This is a genomic window from Caldalkalibacillus uzonensis (genome assembly GCF_030814135.1).
Classification (GTDB): domain Bacteria; phylum Bacillota; class Bacilli; order Caldalkalibacillales; family Caldalkalibacillaceae; genus Caldalkalibacillus; species Caldalkalibacillus uzonensis.
Genome location: NZ_JAUSUQ010000028.1, coordinates 1 through 16,784, shown reverse-complemented (window position 1 = coordinate 16,784; position 16,784 = coordinate 1). Strand labels below are relative to the sequence as shown.

Sequence of the window (16,784 nt, the reverse complement as noted above, 5' to 3'; positions counted from 1 at the left end):
AATAAATAAACACGTCCCACTGCGGGGCAAATTTCAAACGTTTACTGGGGAATTTTTAGTTGATGATTTTGAGGAATTTAAAAATGATGTTGACACCATAATTCATTTCACCTGCTGTTCAGATCTTTTTAGTGAAAAATATGCCGGTTAATATCAATACTTATTGTCATAACATCTGGCTAAGTGGATTATATGCATTAATAATCTTATCTTTCAAGCTTGTATTCACCCTGTTTTACCCGTCTTCTTTTTCCAAACCGAAAATGCGCAGCCATATCCTCATGGAGTCTAGGCTGCGCTGTTCATCGCCTTCATTGGTATTCCAAAGTTTTATTTTTCTATTTACACCAATTTTATCTGCTTATGAACATTTGGGTCCAATAATGGCCGTTTTCGTTGTGGCCTACACCAATATGAGTATACCCTTCATTTAATATATTGGCGCGATGACCCGGGCTGTTCATCCAGGCCTGAACCACTTGCTCAGGGGTAGGTTGTCCTTGGGCGATGTTTTCACCAGCAGAATTAAAATCTATACCAAAGTCCCTAATCATATCAAAAGGGGAACCGTATGTTGGGCTGGTATGTGAAAAATAACGATTTTGCTGCATGTCGTTAGATTTTACTTGTGCAACTTTACTTAAAGCTGAGTCTGTTTGCAAATCAGGTAACCCGTTTCTTCTTCTTTCTGCATTGGTCAATTCAATGACTTGTGCTTCAAACTGACTGATCCCTTCTGCTGCATCAGGCTGAGCGGTGGTATCCGGCTGAGCTGGCTGTTGACGCTGTTCATTGGCTGGTGCCTGCGGTTGTTGTGGTTGTTGAGGTTGTGGTTGTTGTTGCTGTTGTCCGTCAACAATAATAAAGTCATATATGGCATGTTGAATAGGAACAGCTTGCGTATGGGGGAACTGATCACTAGGGATCGTTGTACATTCACTTGACATTTGACCCTGTGTATTTTCAAGATCAGCTTGCTGACCTCTGGCTTGGATCCCTTCGGCCTGTAGACCATCGGCTCTTAGATTTTCGATATAGTCTTCATCAATAATTCTGATATCTTGCGCCTGATCACCTGCATTGGTACAGGCTACAATCATGAGAAATAGTAAGCTGGCGATAGATACGGTTAGTAATTTTCTGTTCATGTTACCTGCTCCTTTTCTTTGTTATGATTTATGATTAGGGTTCCATCTTTAGCCATATGTTAATATGTAAATTTTTACCTTAACAAAGTCAAAAAAAAAAAGCTAAGCCAATGATCAATTCTTAGCTTTCTCACCACTTCGTGGTACCTTTTGGGTTAGATTTTTTTATAAGTGATCAGTTTTTATTTCGGTAATTTTTTTTATAAGTTGACATGTGGGATTCAACAATTAATTTTCTATCTTTGACGAACTACAAATGGGCCACTTTTCGGAGAACAAAATCTGGTGTCAAGTTACATTTGCGTCTCGTTTTTATGGATAAAGAGAATGTTTATCCAGAAAAGGCTGTGATCACACCGGCAAATGAACATGACCGTAGTCAACTTGAGGTTCTAGTTGATGAAAAGGAAGCCATGTATGTGTTCGACCATGGATATGTGAATTACGAAACATTGATCGTTTCTTTGATAAAGGGATCTTTTTTACTTCTCGCCTTAAGAAAAGGCAGTGACACACAAATCGAAACCTTTGAGGTTCCAAAAGACAGTCCGATTCTGTCCGAGTCCATGGTACTCTTAGGGACGCCACAGTAACGGACGTCTCATCAAGACGGTCGATTCTCAAGGAAATCTGATTCGCATCATAACAAACCGCTTTGATCTGGATGCTGAAAACATCGGTGAAATTTACCGCTCACGCTGGGCCATTGAATTGTTCTTCAAATGGTTAAAACAACATGTACGTATCAAGTCATTTTACGGAATGAGTGAAACAGCTGTAGAAAACCAAATCTACATCGCAATGATTACCTTTTGCCTCCTGGTTCTTGTTCAACTGGAAACGAACGCCAAACAATCCTTGCTACAACTTAGTCGATGGTTAAAAGCCCTACTTTGCAAACCCTATGAAAAGTGGTTTCAACGTATTCAGTTTCGTTCAAAGAAACTAGCCAGGGGTACACCTTAACCCGTATCATGTGTTGAGCCGTACGAATGTTAAATGTATATTTTTACCAAATAGACAGTGCCACTTTTAGTTAATTATTCACTTTTTAGCTCTTCGAGCTTAAATTATTTGTTCAGAATAATCTGTACTATCTAATATAGATATAGGTTTTTATGCAAATGTAATCAATACTAAGAAACCTTTGTTTAAAAAATAGTCTGTTAAGAGAACTAATGCAAAAAAACTAAAAATTGCAAAGAAAAATTAACCGACTTTAAGAGCATCTTTCTTATTGAAAACGCCTTTTCTCTCTATATTCAGCTCCCCTAAAGGAATAGTATATTTTTTCCTGTGCAATAGCCAATCAACATACAAATAAACCAAACTGGTCACGAGCAAAATAGGCAGTAGAACAAGATAATTGGCATTCAGTTGGTCAATACTCGCTATGACCAATAGTTCTACTGGACTCCAGAATAAGGCCATAGCACACCCATAACATGGACTGCGTATAAAAACGTTTTTTTGTCTCTCCTTTAAGTAAGTGCAGGTACAAGCTTATCTAAACTTTGTATACTAATAGGTAGAATAGCAATGGTTAATAGCACCGCTAATATATAGGTAAAAAACGATGTCCTCTGATAAATACCACTCAAAAATGTACACAATAACGAATCAACGTTGATGGGTAATATCACTCCATCGAAGAAACCGAGAGCCAGAACTGACGGGTGTTGATTAATGAACCGTCGACTAGATTGATGAGCCAAATATATCTTTTCCACACTACTTCCCCTCTCTTTTAGATATTAAAATAAAAAACCAGCAGTGTAGAGATGAATAAACGATGTTTAAAATCGTTTCAACACCCCCTAACTACTGGTTGTTACCTGCTCTGTTTAGGATAAGGGCGATACCCTTTTCCTCGTAGGCAAGCCAGCTTCTTCGTTATTTTATGGCTGTTATGCTTGACTTTCTTTTATATCACAATACCGCTCATAAGCATTTATGACGGATTGAATTAACGCCCGTTGTCCAGGAATGTTGCAGCGTATTTCAATCTCGTCAATGAGATCATCAATCCCTTCTCTGATACATTTCCCACTGACCAGGGATCTTAAAAAGTCCCGAGTGGTGTCCATTAAGAATGTAAATGTCGCATCGATGATCATATCTTTTTCCTTATCAATGATCAATATACAACCAATAACTTTTTGCAGTTCATAGACCGGGGTTCCTTTCGGAAACTGGGCAAAACCTGCAACCAATATTTTATCTCTGCTATTTACCATATGTCATGCCCCCTGTCTCTTTATGAAATCATTAAGATCTTGACTATGATCATTGAGCAAAGTACTTCTGTCTCCACTGAATGAAATAATCGAGGGAAGCAGGATTCTGAAGGGCATCTTTACTTACGACTTGTTCAACAGCCCCTCCCATGATGATTCTCTTAACAGGCACCTCCAATTTTTTACCATTTAATGTGCGTGGCACCTGTTCAATAGCATAAATGTCGTCAGGCACGTGTCTGGGAGAACAGTTCTCTCGTATACACTGTTTAATAGCCTTTTTCAAATCCTCATCTAATTGAAACCCTTCATTAAGAACCACAAACAAGGGCATGCTGTCCCCCTTCCCAGACTCCTCCTGCAAGTCAATGACCAGGCTGTCTGATACTTCAGCCATGCTTTCGACAGCGCTGTAGATCTCACTGCTGCCGATCCGCACACCACCACGGTTAATTGTAGAATCGGAACGTCCGTAAATGACACAAGTTCCCCGTGGAGTGATCTTCATCCAATCCCCATGCTTCCAAATTCCCGGGTACATATTGAAATAAGTCTCTCTGTAGCGCTCTCCCCTGTGATCACCCCATAGATATAAAGGCATGGAAGGCATGGGATCAGTGATGACCAATTCACCCACCTGATCAATAACAGCACGACCAGACTCATCAAAGGTCTGCACATGGGCACCAAGCGCTCGACCTTGCAACTCACCGGCATGGACAGGCAATAAGGGCACGCCCCCTACAAAGGCTGAGCAAAGGTCAGTCCCACCGCTCACAGAGGCCAACCATAAGTCGCTTTTCACATGTTCATAAACCCATTTGAATCCCTCCGGCGACAAAGGAGATCCGGTAGAGCCAATCGTTTTTAAAGCGTTTAGGTTGAAATGTTGCCCAGGTTCCAGTCCGTGGTTCATACATTGGGTCAAGAAGCTAGCGCTTGTTCCAAAGACTGTCATTTGCGTTTGTTCAGCCAGCTCCCACAACACATTAAGATCGGGGTACCCCGGGTTTCCATCGAAAAGAATGATACTTGCTCCTGTAAGGAGCCCACTAACTACCACATTCCACATCATCCAGCCCGTTGTCGTAAACCAGAATAAACGGTCTTCTGGCTTTAAATCTAAATGAAACGTCTCCAACTTCAAGTGCTCCAACAGTATGCCGCCATGCCCCTGTACAATGGCCTTAGGAAGGCCTGTAGTTCCAGAAGAATACAATACCCATAGTGGCTGATCAAACGGTACCTGCTCAAACTTCAACTCAGCACCCTGATGTTGAGCCAGTACTTCTTCCCATCTAACCAGCTGTGTTAACGAAGTCGAATCTGTGTAAGCTCCCAAATATTGAAGGAGAACGGTCTTTTCCAAACTAGGGATGGCCGCTTGAATCTGTTTTACCCGATCAAAACAGTTAAAATCTTTGCCGCCGTAACGATAACCATCAACAGCTAACAACACCTTGGGTTCGATCTGTTTAAAGCGGTCAATCACACTGGAACTGCCGAACTCGGGTGAACAACTGGACCATATGGCACCTAAGCTAGCGGTTGCCAGAAAGGCCACCACGGTCTCAGGAATATTGGGCATATAAGCGGCCACTCTATCCCCAGGTCTTACTCCCATAGCCTTAAGTCCCGCTGCCATGGACGCCACTTGGTCATATAGCTCTTGCCAGCTGAGCGTGTCTAGTTGACGCAATTCGGATGCAAAGAAAATCGCCGGTTCTTTGGGGCGCATGTAACGAAAGACGTGCTCGGAATAGTTCAAAGTGGCACCTTCAAACCAACGCACATCAGGCATTCGGCCCCCAGATAATACTTTAGAATAGGGTTGTTTTGCCTGAATATTGAAATACTCCCATAAAGACGACCAGAAATCTTCCATATTTTCTACCGACCACGACCACAATTCATGATAATCTTTGATGTTTAATCCCTGCTTTTGGTTCAACCATGTCATATAATGATACAAATTGGTCTGCTCTTTCTGTTTTTCAGATGGCTGCCAAAGCAGTTGACCTTCTGCCAGAGACGCTTTCTTTTTTGTACTCATCAGCTCTCCCTCCTGCTCCAATTCGCCCTGATTAATTCCCCATCAGGCTGGGTAAAAATGTAACCAAATCCGGGAACAAAATTAAAATGGCAGTGCAGATGACAATGGCCAGCAACATCGGGATAACCCCTTTAAAAATGGTTTGTATAGGTACATCTTTCGCCACACCTTTAATGACAAACACACTGACACCAACAGGTGGTGTTAATAACCCAATGTTATTGAGCATGACCATAATGACACCAAACCAAACCCCATTGAATCCCAACTCAATAATAAGCGGGTATATAATTGGTAATGTAATGACCAATATAGAAAGTCCCTCGATAAACAATCCTAAAACAAACAAAGTCAACAAAATGAAAAACAGGATAATATATGGGTTTAAGGTCAAACTGTCTAAATAGCTGGTGGTTTCAAAGGGGATACGACTAATAGCCAGAAACTGACTAAAAATTTCTGCCCCCATTAAGATTAAAAAGATCATAGCTGATAAACGGAGAGTGTCATCAATGGATGCTTTTAGCTTTTGAAAACTTAACCGCCTTGAGAGTAAGGCAATGACCAGTGCTCCAAATGAGCCTATTCCAGCCGCTTCTGTTGGCGTAAAAACACCAAAATATATACCACCAATGCTAAGAGCAAACATCAGCAAAAAAGGCCATACGCTTTTTAAGGAGCGGATTTTTTCGCTGAGCGGAATCACCTGACTCCGTGGGGGCGCCAAAGAAGGATTCCGGCTGACCAACACAAATATGATAATAATAAAGATAATCATTTGGATAATACCGGGAATAATGCCGGCAATTAGTAGAGCACCGATAGACTCCCGGGTCAAAATCCCATATAAAATTAATATAACACTGGGGGGAATCAGTAGACCTAAGGTACCACCTGCGGCTACACTGGCTGTTGATAAGCCGGGATCATATCGAAATTTTTTCATTTCTGGGAGGGTCACTTTAGCTAATGTCGCCGTGGTGGCATTAACAGAGCCCGAGATCGCCCCAAAAATGGCACTGGTCCCGATGGTGGAGATGGCGAGTCCTCCCTTTACCCGTCCCATCCAACGGTCTAAGGCACGGTATAAATCACTGCCGAATCCACAATAGCTTAGAATCATCCCCATAAAAATAAATAGTGGAATAACACTTAAGTTATACGAACTGACTACATTAAATGTGCTGGTTCCCAACACTTTTAATGCGCTCTCTATATTTCTGATTGTTGCATATCCCACGGTGCCAACCAATAATAATGAGATGCCAACAGGGACTTTGAGGAGAAGCAAGATAATGAGCAGGGGAATGCCTAATAGACCAATTAGTTCAGGACTCATTATGGTAATCCTCCTTCTGTATTAAAGCCAAAGCGTTTACGAAAGCGACTAATGCAAACACAACAGTCCCCACCATTGCCATAATATAGAAAATATAGACTGGTATGCCTAAGTCACCTGTGACGGCATTGGACTTTAAAAAACGCTGTGCACTTTCCCACAATTGCCAACAGATCACACCCATTAAGGCCGCAATAACCAGGCTGATCACAATATCAAATATTTTTTGAACCGTGGGGGGAAATTTTTCCACAACAAAATCGATGGTAATATGTTCCTTAACATAGTGAGTATAAGCCAGGCTAAAAAACACCGTCAATGCCAAGCCCATTTGAGTAATTTCATATGAGCCCAACAGAGGGCGATTAATGAGAAAACGGCCCAAGACATCTACGGTGACGGTGAACATCATGATTAAAAGAATAAGATGGGCTACATAGTGTAGCCCTTTACTAATAAATAGAATTTTCTTTTCCATATCGATCACCTAATCTCGTTTAGTTCAGTTCCTCACTTAACTCAACAGCTCGATCATAAATCGCTTGACCTGGTAGCCCAGCATGTTCCATCTCATTGATCCACTCCTCAATAACAGGTTCCAAAGCTTCCTGCCACAGCGCCAATTGATCTTCGTCTAATTCAATGAGTTCTACACCCTTTTCTTGGGCTGTCTGCTTTCCTCGTTCACCGGCTTTATCGAATGTAGCACCTGCATGTTGGGCCATTTTTAATCCCGTCAAGCCGTCTATCAATTCCCTATCATGATCAGATAGGCTTTCATAGAGATCGGTGTTCATCACTGAGAAAAACGGGGTCATGGAAAAATACCCTACGGTGATATAGTCGATCACCTCATGAAAATTATAATCATGCGCTGTTGAAAATGGAGCCATTGCTGCGTCAATTGTTCCTCTTGCTAAGGCCTCATAGACGTCACCCATAGGCATTGAAACGGGTGTGGCACCCAGTGCTTCAATGATTTTATTAGCTAGTGGAGAAGGCGAACGTACCCGTAGCCCTTTCATATCCTCCAGCGTTTTAATGGGTTTACTGGCACTCAGGATTTGAGCAGGTTCAGCTGTAAATAGCCATAATGGTGTGGTATCGGCATGTTCTTCCTGCAATTCTGGAAACTCTTCATATAGTCTCCAAATAATTTCTGACCCTTTCTCTGCAGATTTAGTAAAGAAAGGAAATTCAATCACTTGTACCAAGGGAAATACACCAGGTGTAAAACCATGCACAGTGAGCGAAATATCAGCTACCCCGGTGACAGCTAATTCATAATGGGCACTGGGATCTCCCAATGAATTGGCCGCATAGATATCCCCAGTGATTCGCCCGTCAGTACCTGCTTCTAACTCCGCCAAAAATGGTTCTAGCACCTCAGTTTGAATGGGATGATGGCTCGGTAAGTGATGTGAGACAGACAAATTATATGTCTCACCTTCGCTTTGATTCGGTTCTTCTGAATTGGTTTCATCTGCCGTGGTATCTGAACCACATGCCGTGAGCATAAGTAAAGTCACCAACATAAACAAGGAGAGTAACCAAGCTTGTCTCAAAGTTACATTTTTTTTCATCCTTATCCCCCTCGTATTTTAAGTAACGTTTGAAGAGATTTCCCCCTGAATGCAGATAGTGACTTCACCCCTCTGTAAGTCATCCTCTCTCCCTTATCATACCCTACAGGTTGGGGTGAAGTCATTATTTTGATCGCCGAATCCGAATAGTATTACAATTTGAAAACGACAATTAAACTTTCCAACTATACTTATAACCTGTATCTTCAAACTGTTGAGCCTGTTTAACTACACGTAGGGGCCTGAACGTATCGATCATGACGGCCAATTCATGCGTTTCTTTTTTACCAATACTGTCTTCCACCTTCCCTGGATGTGGGCCATGAGGAATGCCAGACGGATGCAAGGTGATGGAAGCTTCTTTCACCCCCTTACGACTCATGAAATTCCCTTTGACATAATACAGGACTTCATCACTATCCACATTGCTGTGATCATAAGGAGCAGGAATGGCCTCAGGATGATAATCATATAACCTGGGAACAAAGGAACAGATTACAAAGTTATGTCCTTCAAATGTTTGATGGATTGGTGGCGGCATATGAATTCGGCCAGTAATAGGTTCAAAATCTTCCACATTGAAAGCCCAAGGATAGAGGTATCCGTCCCATCCAACCACATCAAAGGGATGGTGACCTAAAATATGGGCATGCAAGAATCCTCTCGATTTGGTTCTGACTTCAAATTCTCCTCGTTCAGCAAAAGTTTGCAACGTTTCCGGACCACGGATATCCCGCTCACAAAATGGACTGTGCTCCAGCAATTGGCCGTGTTCGTTGCGATAGCGTTTGGGTGTCGTGATCCAATTGGTTGTCTCCACCACCAGGAACTTAGACTCCCCTGCATCGGGAATTACCCGGTAAATAGTCCCGATGGGAATAACGATATAATCACCAGGTCTATAGGTAATGGTGCCAAACATGGTCTCTACTTTCCCTGTCCCGTAGTGGACAAACAACAGCTCATCCCCATCACCATTGCGATAGAAATAACCCATCGGTTCAGTGGGATTGACCACACCGATTAACAGGTCCTCATTCCCCAATATGAACTGTCTCCCGCTGACTGCGTCACTCTTCTCGGTATACTCATTCGTGTAAAAATGACGATGAACAAGAGCGTCTTGATCTTCATAGGTGATCCGGCAGTCTTGCAACAATTTAGATCCAACAATTTCCGTCGGCATATAGTGATGATATAAGATCGATTGCATGCCGGAAAAACCTTTGGTCCCCATCACCTGTTCACGATACAATGTACCGTCTTTTTTTCTGAATACAGTGTGTCTTTTACGTGGGATCTCCCCCATCTTACGGTAAAAAGGCATAACTACCAGCTCCTTTCAGTATCGTTGTGATTAGGAAAATGATCCTGAGATCGCTTACAATTGACTAAATGTTTTCGTCTGACACGAGCGGCGGAAGGATACGACCTGTCACTTCGCCAAATCCGACGCGGTATCCATCCCCCTGACACCAGCCGGTAATGGTCAGTTGATCACCATCTTCCAACCAGACTCGCTGTTGTCCCGATCCTAAATCAATGGGGTCGTCCCCACGCCATGTCAACTCCAGTAAACATCCTCGCGAATTTTTTTCAGGACCGCTGATCGTCCCGGAAGCCAACAGATCACCGCTGCGTAGATTACACCCGGCCACCGTATGGTGAACCGTCTGCTGGGCCATACTCCAATACATATAGCGGAAGTTTGTGGTACAGATACGTTGTGCCTCGCTCATCCCTTCCCCTTGTAAATGGGCCTCCAAATGGATGTCAAAGGCCCCTTTGTTCTGCTGTTGAAGATAAGGCAAAGGTTCGGGATCTTGTGTAGGTCCGTCAACTCGAAATGGTTCTAATGCTGCTAAAGGGACAACCCAAGGCGAGATGGATGTAGCAAAGCTTTTAGATAGAAACGGACCTAAGGGGCGGTATTCCCAGGCTTGGATATCTCTGGCACTCCAGTCATTGACCAAAACCAGTCCGAATATCTGTTGCTCTGCCTGTGCTATTGTGATCGGTTCCCCCAACTTATTTCCCGGTCCGACAAACCAGCCGATCTCTAATTCAAAATCAAGTTGCTGTGACGGACCGAAGATGGGTTGACTCGCGTGAGGGGGTTTTGACTGCCCTACGGGCCGACGTATTTCTGTTCCACTCAACACCACGGAACTGGCTCGTCCATGATATCCCACCGGCAGATGTAACCAGTTGTCCATTAAAGCGTTCTCTTTACCCCGAAACATGGTCCCCACATTGGAAGCATGCTCTTTGGAGGCATAAAAATCTGTGTAGTCACCGATCTCCACCGGCATCAGGAGTTTAATCTCTTTTTGGGGGATCAATGCTTCAGCGCGAAGACGTTCATTATCTCTTAATGTGGCCTCATCCGCACTAAGCAACTTTTGTATGGTGGACCGCACCTCTTGCCAGGCAGTATGCCCCAGACCGATAAATGCATTGAGGGAAGGCCGATTAAATACCCCTTTCCCAGCTACTGGAGTGGTTTTAAAGCAACCCGCCTCATCCACTACAGCTAGGTCTAACACATAATCTCCAATGGCTACTCCGATCCTGGGAGAACTTTTATCGCTACGACAAAACACGCCATAAGGCAGATTCTGGATGGGAAAGTGCGAGTCTGGATCGACGTCGATAAATGAACGTAACATCAGTTACATCCTTTCTATAATACTTTTAGGGCCCTTAAATCTTCTCGTGGTTCATCAAAGCTGCAACTGCCATATGAGCATAGAAACTTATTTCTTAATTCGCTGATCTCCGACACGCTAATCATCTTGTCTTGCCAGCTTAACCCCTCATTAGTAAAAGTGAAATGAGATGGGTTTTCATCCTTGAGGATCTCTTCAGTTACCCTTATATCAAGGTTATATTTATACGCCAACATGCCAGCAGTAAAAATATTGAGGAATCCATGCATTCTGGTGCTTACCTCTTCACGATACATCCTTACAGGATGATGGAGCCCAGCCGTAAATTTCATGGCCATTCCTCTGTCCCGACAACCTACAAGCACTGCTGCTAATTGACGAGGGGTAGGAAACAGCTCTGCAGTAACCCCACCTGTACGGAACTTAAACCCCAAAGCAGGTTTTAACTGAGAATTATGTTTATAGATCTGATCAAGTGCATAGGTTATCTGTTGCTCCCAATCATTATTTCTAAGAGGGACGAGCGCCTCGCAAAATGTGTCTAAACCACGCTTTGCTGTTTCTTCAGAGAGGATGTCTAATATCTCCTCTAATGGGGTGACTATGGGCAATGGTGCCTCGAATACCCGCATTTTAACACGTTCTCCGTGTCTACTAGAGAAAGATTCAAGTTTAGCCAGGTCTTGAAGTAAAACTTCGTTAAACTTGTGTGGATGATCACTTTTGCTACCTAACGCGGAAATATTTAATGGTGTATCTGTAGAAAACAGCTCTACATAAGGGTCAAGTTGATCAATCTTAGAAGCTGGCATCACAAACGGTCCTAGCATCCAGGCATCTGTCCCAATACTGTATTCCTTATAATTTTTAATCGCTTGGTCCAGAGTTAAACTTGCTGGCGGGAAAAGTCCTGCGTAATCAATGAGCCGTTTTAAAAAGGGAACCACACTTTTTGTGTAAGAACCACCTTGATTGAGATCAACAGCACGATCAACATTTCTGAGCAATTATTTTATTCCTCCCTTACGTTTGGTCTTTTCTATTCCTCTGTGCATAATAATCAGCTCGGTAGCCAACTTTTGAATACGGTTGAGAAGATCTGTGTCGATAATCTCATTATTTGTATTAAAATGCTGCGAGTGGGCATAAACGTAACTGGGTGCCACGTAGCAACGTAAATATCCTGCGATGGGCTTTAGTTGGTTCTCAATTACCAAGTAATGTTGATAAGTTCCTCCATTAGCGACAAACCCCATCACCTTATGACGAAAAACTTCTGGTGAGACTAAGTCAAACACATTTTTTAAAGGAGCGGGTATGGAACCATTGAAAATGGGACTTCCTATCAAATACAGATCGGCTTCAGAGACTTTTTTGATCACTTCTTGCGTATCGTCATTATAGTGGGAGGTGGGCCTACCATCACAAAACTGCAATTCATAATTTTTTAAATCTAAAAACTCTATCTGTACATTAGCGCGGAGCTTCTCTACTTCATCAAGTACCTGTTTGACAAGAACCGCCGTTTTAGAACCTAAAATAGTGCCAGATATCCCGAGCAGTTTCATCAACTTCATCTCCCATTTCCGATGTCATTTTACCAAACTTGATGTTTGAAAAGATTTTTTAAACGCCGGCATCACTTCTTGAGCGACGAGTTCCATTGATTTAAGTACCTTTTCATGAGGCAATCCACCAAAATTCATAAGCATCATGATATGGTTACATCCGGCTTGCTCATATTTTTTTAACCTTAGGATAACATCTTCTGGGTTACCAATAAGCAATTGCTCTCGTTCTTCTAAATCTTCAAACTGGGCCGAGCGCCCATAGAGCCGTGTATCCAAATAGAGATTCAGATGTTCTCTCGCGTCTCTTATGGCTTCTTCTCTAGTGGGAGCTACATAAGCATGAACCGCTATTGGAATGTTGATTTTCTGTTCATCATGGCCGGCTTCCCGATACACCTTTTTGTAATCATCTATAATATTCTTTAGTTCGGTTATAGAATTGCTGGCCACATAGGCAACGCCCATAAGGTTATGTCCCATTTTCCCTACATAATACGCCCCGCGAGAACTAAGAGCCCCGATCCATAATGGTACTTTTTCCTGTTTGGGCAATACTTGCAACTGAACGTCGTTATATTGGTAGTACTTCCCTTTGTGAGAGAATTTTTCACCACTCCATGCTCTTTCGATTACTTCTAAACCTTCGTTAAACATGTGAACTTTTTCTTCCGGATCTACATTGAAGCCAGTAAATTCATGGGGTAAATAACCACTTCCTAAACCAAGATTGACTCGCCCGTCACTCAATACATCTAACAGAGCATAGTCTTCAGCTACTTTTATGGGATTTTGAAAAGGTAGTGTCACAATGGCAACACCTAGGCGAATATTTTTGGTACGTTCAGCAATGACTGAAAGCAGCATTTGAGGCGTTGTCATAATACCATATTCACTAAAATGGTGCTCGGCAAACCAAACGGCATCATACCCTAATTGATCTGCCACCTCCGATTGCTCTATAATTTCCTGAATCAGTTGCTCAGGCGAACGAGAAATTTTTTCTTTGTAGTTATCAGAAACTGTAAACAATCCAAATTCCATTTGAATAACCTCCATTTTTGATAAATATAAAAACAAAAAACCAGTAGTATAGAGGTAGCCCAAAACGATTTTAAAGTTTCGCTTTGAGTCTCCCAATACTACTGGTTGTTTATCTATTTAACGGAATGGGTTGTCCCCAATTCCTCATAGATAAGCCAGTTCATTTATAAAATTATTCTTATAATTATATTATATACAATATTTTAAGATATACAAGTGTTTTTTTATTTGAATCAATTTCAAAATTATTCATCAAGAGTTCTCACAAGAACAGCAATTCTAAGATTATCGTTTTAAAAAGTGAGTTTAAACGACTCTTTGGGCAGTTATTAATTCAAGATTGATACGATCACAGGCTAATTTGGAAGCATTGTACGGTCTAAGCATTTCATTAAGGGAGTCCTTGTTCAATAATCCTTTTTAAGAGAGAGACAATTATACTTTAAACCGGGAAACCAGCTGCTGCAGGTCTTCTGCCATTTTAGCTAAAGTGGAGGCAGCTGCTGATATTTCTTCCATGGATGCATTCTGTTCTTCAGCTGAAGCTGCCACATTTTGGGAATGTCCTGTTGACTGCTCAGTGATTTGAGCGGTTTGCTGAGCAGATTGTAATAAGTGGTCTGTGGCTTTCGTAATCTGCTGAATGGCTGCATTAACCGCTTTAAGTTGATCAGAAACCCCCTTGACTGAACCTGCAATACGAGAAAAGGCCTCTCCAGCTTGATTCACTAAATTGGTTCCTTCTTGCACCACAGCGTTTCCCTCATTCATCACCTGGGTTGTTTTGGATGTCTCTTCTTGAATCTCCTTAATCAAGGCACTGACTTGATTGGCAGCCTGGGTCGATTGCTCTGCCAGTTTGCGCACTTCCTCGGCCACGACGGCAAACCCCCGTCCATGCTCACCTGCTCGGGCAGCTTCGATAGCGGCATTTAAAGCCAGTAAATTGGTCTGTTCTGAAATGTCGGTGATCAAAGTAATCACTTTTTCAATTTCTGCTGCTTTCTCATTAAGCTCTTGGCTGACAGCTTCCATTTTTGCGCTGGTATTGTTAATATGTTGCATTTGCTGTACGGAGCGTTCAACCACTTCCAAGCCATCTTCAGCGATTTGGGTGGTGTCTGAGGCTGAGTGGGTGACCTCCTGGATATGATGAGTCATCTGTACGACTTCCCCTTTCATATTATGCACTACCGTTTCTAATTCTTTGGTAACGTTCAACTGATGTTCTTGACCTGATGCCACTTGCTGGATGGAATCAGTAATTTGTTCTGTGGCTTTACTGGTTTCTTCACTGCTGGCTGATAGTTGTTCTGATGTGGTAGCCACTTGTTGGGCCACGTCCGTCACCCGAGTGATAATCTCTCTTAAATGGGTGGTCATATGGTTGATGTTGTCAGCTAATGTGCCCACTTCATCTTTGTTTTTGATTTGTAAGATTTCAAGGTCCAAATGTCCTTTAGCAATCTGTTGGACATACTCAACAATGTTTAAAATGGGTTGTGACAAGTGGCGGGAAAAGAAATAAATCACAATGAGCCCGATAACTAAAGCCACTAATAGCGTCCACAATAAAGCATAAAATATAGTATTGGCCTCACTGTTAAAATCAATCATATAGGTGCCAGCCGTCACGATCCACCCCCAATGGGGATCCAGTTCTACGTAGGTTACTTTGGGCTCAATTTGATCTGGCGCGTTGGGCAATCCAAAATCATAGTAGACAAAACCACCGCCCTCCTGAGCTGTTCTGATAAAGTCCTGAATAAAATAGGCGCCACTTGAATCTTGCAATTCCAACACGTTTTCCCCTTCTAGTCTTGGATGTAAGTGAGTCAACCCTTGTTCATCAATAACTGTGAAATAACCATGTTCGCCCATATCAATATTCATGGAGATTTCCCTTGTGCCATCTGCCTGTTTTTCTCCCATTAAATATATTTTAGCTCTTTCCTGCGCCTCTTCCAAAGTCAAATGACCGGCTTTCACCTCCTGGTTTAACACTTCAATCACGTTTAAAGCCATTTTAACATTGTTCTTCAGATTGGTAGCGCCCAGATCATCTAGACTGTTTTTGGAGGTGTAATAGCCCAAGATGCCAATGAACAGGGCAGGTACAATGAGTAACAGTACAGAGATCGACACGAGTTTGGTTCTGAGTTTGAATGTCATTATAATGCCTCCTAGTTAAATTTTTACAAAAAAGAAGCTATTTCCCTAAAGGAAATAGCATGGGCTAACTCTGGAAAAACAGGCCGATTGATGTCTTTTCACAAGGCAGCCCAGCCATCCTAGTCCCGGGAAGGACCTTAGATCTGTGGCTTTGCGTCCCCACTTTTCAATGGGTTTGCCTTTTTCTTGTGTGAAGAAATTTTTATGAAAAATTGTTAAGAAAAACCTAAAAAATATATACATAGCTCGACCAGTACGATTCTTGCATGACCAGATCGCGATTCTGTAAAATGAGATTGCCTGTGTGCTTCCTCATCCCAAAATCATTTAGCTTTACCCTTCTTTTTCATCCCTGCGGGATGAGAAAGCCACAGCAAAGCTGCTTAATCTTGACCGTAGCTTTACGATATACTTATACGGCATCATACCCTAATTGATCTGCACCTCCGATTGCTCTATAATTTCCTAAATTAGTTGCTCAAGCGAACGAGAAATTTTTTCTTTGTAGTTATCAGAAACTGTAAACAATCCAAATTCCATTTGAATAACCTCCATTTTTGATAAATATAAAAACAAAAAACCAGTAGTATAGAGGTAGCCCAAAACGATTTTAAAGTTTCGCTTTGAGTCTCCCAATACTACTGGTTGTTTATCTATTTAACGGAATGGGTTGTCCCCAATTCCTCATAGATAAGCCAGTTCATTTATAAAATTATTCTTATAATTAGTATATGCATTATTTTAAAATATTCAAGTGTTTTTTTAATTGAGGCTTTTGCAAAATGCCTTTTTTACCGTGAGGTAAACAAGATTTTGGAACCTAATACCATAATTGGTTGTAGAGCTATTGATCTTAAGTGATCGAGGGTATACTTTCCCCCTCCCCACCATATGCGGGCTGGTGATTTCCATGTTTAATTTTGGTTTTAAGCAGCGATGTTCATACTTTGTCTTAGATGCATGCTTAGGGC

Annotated in this window: 14 protein-coding genes and 1 riboswitch; of the genes, 2 read left to right on the top strand and 12 right to left on the bottom strand. The window is 42.1% G+C overall.

From position 1 onward, the window contains the following. Nucleotides 1-353 precede the first annotated feature (353 nt). Nucleotides 354-1,148, bottom strand: coding sequence for a CAP domain-containing protein (locus tag J2S00_RS18975; RefSeq protein ID WP_307343657.1), 795 nt, complete (start codon nucleotides 1,146-1,148; stop codon nucleotides 354-356). Between the two features lie 314 nt (nucleotides 1,149-1,462). On the opposite strand from J2S00_RS18975, the gene J2S00_RS18970 reads away from it, so the two are divergent. Further along, nucleotides 1,463-1,741 carry a transposase gene (locus tag J2S00_RS18970; RefSeq protein ID WP_307343654.1) on the top strand — a complete coding sequence of 93 codons (279 nt, stop codon included), beginning with the start codon at nucleotides 1,463-1,465 and terminating at the stop codon, nucleotides 1,739-1,741. A 10-nt stretch (nucleotides 1,742-1,751) separates the two neighbouring features. Further along, a complete protein-coding gene (locus tag J2S00_RS20070; RefSeq protein ID WP_307343662.1) occupies nucleotides 1,752-2,114 on the top strand; it encodes a transposase in 363 nt (120 codons plus the stop codon). A gap of 941 nt (nucleotides 2,115-3,055) precedes the next feature. Here the strand turns inward: J2S00_RS20070 and J2S00_RS18960 are convergent. From J2S00_RS18960 to J2S00_RS18910, 11 genes are all read right to left on the bottom strand, one after another. Further along, nucleotides 3,056-3,385 (bottom strand): DUF3870 domain-containing protein, encoded by a 330-nt coding sequence (locus tag J2S00_RS18960; protein WP_307343651.1) that lies wholly within the window; start codon nucleotides 3,383-3,385, stop codon nucleotides 3,056-3,058. Between the two features lie 49 nt (nucleotides 3,386-3,434). Next, nucleotides 3,435-5,438 carry an acetoacetate--CoA ligase gene (locus J2S00_RS18955; protein ID WP_307343649.1) on the bottom strand — a complete coding sequence of 668 codons (2,004 nt, stop codon included), beginning with the start codon at nucleotides 5,436-5,438 and terminating at the stop codon, nucleotides 3,435-3,437. A gap of 31 nt (nucleotides 5,439-5,469) precedes the next feature. Then, on the bottom strand, nucleotides 5,470-6,777 hold the full coding sequence (locus tag J2S00_RS18950; RefSeq protein WP_307343647.1) for a TRAP transporter large permease: 1,308 nt from the start codon (nucleotides 6,775-6,777) through the stop codon (nucleotides 5,470-5,472). After that, entirely contained in the window at nucleotides 6,767-7,255 is a 489-nt protein-coding gene (locus J2S00_RS18945; protein WP_307343643.1) for a TRAP transporter small permease, read from the bottom strand. The genes J2S00_RS18950 and J2S00_RS18945 overlap by 11 nt, the downstream gene beginning before the upstream one ends. A 19-nt stretch (nucleotides 7,256-7,274) precedes the next feature. Next, nucleotides 7,275-8,360 (bottom strand): TRAP transporter substrate-binding protein, encoded by a 1,086-nt coding sequence (locus tag J2S00_RS18940; protein WP_307343639.1) that lies wholly within the window; start codon nucleotides 8,358-8,360, stop codon nucleotides 7,275-7,277. Nucleotides 8,361-8,532: 172 nt separating this feature from the next. Next, nucleotides 8,533-9,687, bottom strand: coding sequence for a homogentisate 1,2-dioxygenase (locus J2S00_RS18935; RefSeq protein WP_307343636.1), 1,155 nt, complete (start codon nucleotides 9,685-9,687; stop codon nucleotides 8,533-8,535). Nucleotides 9,688-9,751: 64 nt separating this feature from the next. Continuing rightward, on the bottom strand, nucleotides 9,752-11,029 hold the full coding sequence (gene fahA, locus J2S00_RS18930; RefSeq protein WP_307343633.1) for a fumarylacetoacetase: 1,278 nt from the start codon (nucleotides 11,027-11,029) through the stop codon (nucleotides 9,752-9,754). Nucleotides 11,030-11,043: 14 nt separating this feature from the next. Then, the gene (locus J2S00_RS18925) at nucleotides 11,044-12,036 is read right to left on the bottom strand and encodes a hypothetical protein (RefSeq protein ID WP_307343630.1); all 993 of its coding nucleotides are present in this window, start codon (nucleotides 12,034-12,036) and stop codon (nucleotides 11,044-11,046) included. Further along, the gene (locus J2S00_RS18920; RefSeq protein WP_307343628.1) at nucleotides 12,037-12,597 is read right to left on the bottom strand and encodes an NADPH-dependent FMN reductase; all 561 of its coding nucleotides are present in this window, start codon (nucleotides 12,595-12,597) and stop codon (nucleotides 12,037-12,039) included. It abuts the gene before it with no gap. Between the two features lie 24 nt (nucleotides 12,598-12,621). Continuing rightward, nucleotides 12,622-13,641, bottom strand: a complete 1,020-nt coding sequence (locus tag J2S00_RS18915; RefSeq protein WP_307343625.1) for an LLM class flavin-dependent oxidoreductase — start codon at nucleotides 13,639-13,641, stop codon at nucleotides 12,622-12,624. A 435-nt stretch (nucleotides 13,642-14,076) separates the two neighbouring features. Next, complete coding sequence (locus J2S00_RS18910) at nucleotides 14,077-15,813, bottom strand: methyl-accepting chemotaxis protein (protein WP_307343622.1); 1,737 nt, start codon at nucleotides 15,811-15,813, stop codon at nucleotides 14,077-14,079. A 101-nt stretch (nucleotides 15,814-15,914) separates the two neighbouring features. Then, nucleotides 15,915-16,003, bottom strand: a riboswitch (cyclic di-GMP riboswitch). Nucleotides 16,004-16,784 lie beyond the last annotated feature (781 nt).